This is a genomic window from Paracraurococcus lichenis, assembly GCF_030657435.1.
GTDB lineage: Bacteria > Pseudomonadota > Alphaproteobacteria > Acetobacterales > Acetobacteraceae > Paracraurococcus > Paracraurococcus lichenis.
This window is the reverse complement of record NZ_JAUTWS010000217.1, coordinates 1-3389: the sequence shown is the minus strand read 5'-3', so window position 1 is coordinate 3389 and position 3389 is coordinate 1. Positions and strand designations below refer to the sequence as shown.

Genomic DNA, 3389 nt, shown 5'->3' with positions numbered 1-3389 from the left:
CCCGACCCTGGCCGACGCCATCCTCGACCGCCTCGTCCACAACGCCCACCGGATCGAGCTGAAGGGGGAGAGCATGCGGAAACTGCGCGCCAAGCGGGCGTCGGCCAGCGAAGCGCTTGACGCCGGCCAGAAGGCCTGACTCCATCACCGCGTCGGCAGATCAGCCTGCCCGCGATGGCGTGGAACTCGCGCCCACGATCGCGTGGAACAGGTGCCCACGATGCGTGGAATACGCACGTAGTGCCCGTGATCGCGCGGTTTCAGCAGATGCCGCTCGTTCATGAGCCACGACAGGCTGCCGGTCACGGCGCCTGCGCGGTGCCGTCCACCAGGCCGCGCACCGCGTCGATGCGCGCCTGGCAGTGCTCGGCGAGCTTCTTTGCGCGCCGGACGAGCGGCTCGATCCTGTCGACGTCGGGGATCCTGTCCTTTGTCGGCTTCAGTTCAGCCGAGATGGCCTGCAACTCGCGGTAGGCATCCTCGAACTTCGGTGGCACCGGCTCGTCGGGGCCGAGGATGGGGGTCGAGGTGCCGCTCATGGCTGCTGCTCCTGACTGTGGGTGGACTGGCTCGCGTCGGCCGGCATCAGCGTCACCGATCCGTCGCGCAGTTCGGCGCGGACGAGACCCGCGGAGGCGACGCGGGCGACCGAGGGCAGGGGGGCGCCGCTGGCATCGCGGAGGATGGCATAGCCGGCGGACAGCACGGTCGCCGGATCGAGCGTCTCGGCCAACATGCGGCTACGTCCCACCTCCGCCTCGGCCACGCAGTGCAGGGCCGCCGCCTCGGTGGTGACCGCGAGGCGCGCGGCCTCGACGGCAGAGCCGGCCGTGTCGAGTAGCCGCGGGCCGTCGCGCAGCACGGCGCCGCGGGCCTCGAGGACCTCGCGCTCGCGCGGTCGCAGGCCGTCCCGGATGGCGGCGCCGATCACTCTCCAGGCCTCCCCGGCGCCTGCCTCGGCCGCCGCCCGGCGTTCCCGCGCGGCGGCCGAGGCAGCGTCGTGGGCGGCGCCGACCCGGTCGCCGGCATCCCTCAATGCCAGCCGGGCATCCGGCTTTAGGTCGTCCAGCGCCCTGCGGACGTCGCCCTCGGCGAGCCGAAGGCCCTCGCGTGCCTCCCTGTCGATGGCGGCGGCCGCCTCGCCGATCTCCCGCGTGTAGTGGGCGACCACGAGGCGCGCCTGGCCGATGATGGTCTCGTGCGCTTGGTCGGCCGCCATCGCGGCGCCCACCACCGTCGTCCTGATGTGCTCGGCCACCTTGGACGGGGTGTCGCAGGAGATGCAGGCGACCTCGTCGAGCAGGTTCCGGTCGCGCTCGTGCCCGATGCCGGTCATCACCGGCATCGGCATCCTGCAGACCGCCTCGGTGAGCCTGTCGTCCACGAGATAGGCGAGATCGGCCGCCGCACCGCCGCCGCGAATGATCGCCAGGGCGCAGAAGGGCGCGGCCTTGTGCGCCCTCCAGACCGTTCGCAGCACCTCGACGATGCGCAGGGCCGCCTGCGGCGTCTGAAAGGGCGCCTCGTGGAAGAAGAACTCGACCAGGCCGGCCTGCGCCAGGCGGTCGGTGGTGGCGCGGAAGTCGCCGAGCCCAGCGGCACCGCCGGGCGCGATGACCGCGACCCGGAGGAAGTCACCGGGGCGCGGGAGGCTGCGGTTGCCCTGCCACAGGCCGGCTGCCTGGAGGCGCCTGCGGATGGCCTCGGTCCGGGCCTTGAGGTCGCCGAGGGAGTAGCTCGGGTCAATGTCCTCGATCTCGACCGAGTAGCCGTAGTTGGCGTCGAGCCGCGAGGTGATCCTGACCAGCACCTTGGCGCCGGGCTCGAGCCGCAGGCCCACGGCGGCGAAGCCGTCGGTGATCCGCTGATAGACGCCGGGCCAGCAGCCACCGCTCACCTGGGCTATCTTCCGGCCGGCGGGGTCGTGCTCGACGAACTCCATGCGGACGAACCGGTCACCGGGCTTCAGGATCAGCAGCTCGCAGCGCACCCAAGCGGCCGGCACGGCTTTGACGCGCGCGGCCACCGTGTCGAGGTAGGCCTTCAGCCCAACCGCCTGGTTCGTCCGCTGGCCGGGAGGGTCGTCGCGCCCTGGGTTGGGTTGCTGCGTATCCATCGGACATCACGTCTAGCACGCGGGGCAGGGCGAGGAGGATCCCGGACAGGTAGAGGGGCGCGTGCCGCGCCTTCTCTGCGGCCCGGCTCCAGGCGTGACGGTCCGATCCGAACGATGCGCCGCAGCCTCCACCGCCGCCTGTCGTGCCGGTCGCCCGCGCGGCCGTCCGGCTGGCCTGCTTCCGGCATCCGCTGCCGGCAGTTAGAGCACGGGTATCGGTACCAAAGGTGGAGACCCTCGCATGTTCTACGAGCCTCGGCTGGGCCACGGCCTGCCCCATGATCCCTTCAAGGCCATCATCGCCCCGCGGCCCATCGGCTGGATCTCGACGGTCGACGCCGAGGGCCGCCCCAACCTGGCGCCCTACAGCTTCTTCAACGCCGTGCATTCACGGCCGCCCATGCTCGCCTTCACCAGCGAGAGCATGAAGCACAGCGCCGCCAATGCCATCGCCACCGGCGAGTTCGTCTTCAACCTCTGTACCCGGCCGCTGTTCGAGGCGATGAACACCTCCTCCGACGCGCTCGCCGAGGGCCTCAGCGAGTTCGAGGCCGCCGGGCTGGCCGCCGCGCCGGGCCGCATCGTGCGGGCGCCGCGGGTGGCCGCCTCGCCGGCCGCGCTGGAGTGTCGCGTGGTCCACTCGATGCGCTTTCACGACGTGGAGGGGCGTGCGCTCGACGGCTGGATGATCATCGGTCAGGTCGTGGGCGTGCACATCGACGACGCCTACATCCGGGATGGCCGCTTCGACACGGCTGCGGCGCAGCCGCTGGCGCGTTGCGGCTACCGCGACTACGCAGCGGTGACCGAGATGTTCGAGGCGCTGCGGCCTATCGACGGTGGCATCTACGCACTGGGTCAGCCGGACCGGTGAGCGTGCCGGGGAGGCGCTCGTCTCGCCACGCCTCTCGGCACGTGGGCGAGGCGGTAGGGCGGGGCCGTCAGGCAGGCGCGGAGACGTGCCTTGACCCCTTGTTGACGGACATGCCCTATGCTCGGCCAGCGAACCCTGCCGCAACCACCGTGTTGGTGGCCGGCGACGCAGGCCGCCGCCGCCGCATCGGCGGCAGGCGCCCCGGGCGGGGATGTCGCAGGTAGCGGGTGCCGGCAGCGGCACTTTCAGCTTGACTGGAGTTTCTAGTCCGCCCCGGCCCTGAGGCATCTGACGGGATCGAGGCGGCGCCGCCGGGCGTCAGTCCCCATGTTGTGGGTGTCTGACCAAACGCCGGATGGCGCCATGGAACCGCAACCGGAGACCGACTTCCCGGCGACG

At 71.6% G+C, this 3389-nt stretch carries 4 protein-coding genes; 2 read left to right on the top strand and 2 right to left on the bottom strand.

From position 1 onward, the window contains the following. Nucleotides 1–139, top strand: a 139-nt coding sequence (locus tag Q7A36_RS38950; protein WP_305109169.1) for an ATP-binding protein, incomplete at its 5' end; no start/stop codon positions are given. 163 nt (nt 140–302) lie between these two features. Here Q7A36_RS38950 and Q7A36_RS38945 read toward each other — a convergent pair. Together Q7A36_RS38945 and Q7A36_RS38940 are read right to left on the bottom strand one after the other, a co-directional pair. Next, nucleotides 303–539: an exodeoxyribonuclease VII small subunit gene (locus Q7A36_RS38945; RefSeq protein ID WP_305109168.1), complete on the bottom strand. Its 237-nt coding sequence runs from the start codon at nt 537–539 to the stop codon at nt 303–305. After that, nucleotides 536–2116 (bottom strand): exodeoxyribonuclease VII large subunit, encoded by a 1581-nt coding sequence (locus Q7A36_RS38940; RefSeq protein WP_305109167.1) that lies wholly within the window; start codon nt 2114–2116, stop codon nt 536–538. Before Q7A36_RS38940 ends, Q7A36_RS38945 begins: the two co-directional genes overlap by 4 nt. 241 nt (nt 2117–2357) lie before the next feature. Between Q7A36_RS38940 and Q7A36_RS38935 the strand changes: the two genes are divergently transcribed. After that, nucleotides 2358–2990, top strand: a complete 633-nt coding sequence (locus tag Q7A36_RS38935; protein WP_305109166.1) for a flavin reductase family protein — start codon at nt 2358–2360, stop codon at nt 2988–2990. The last annotated feature ends 399 nt before the right edge of the window (nt 2991–3389 follow it).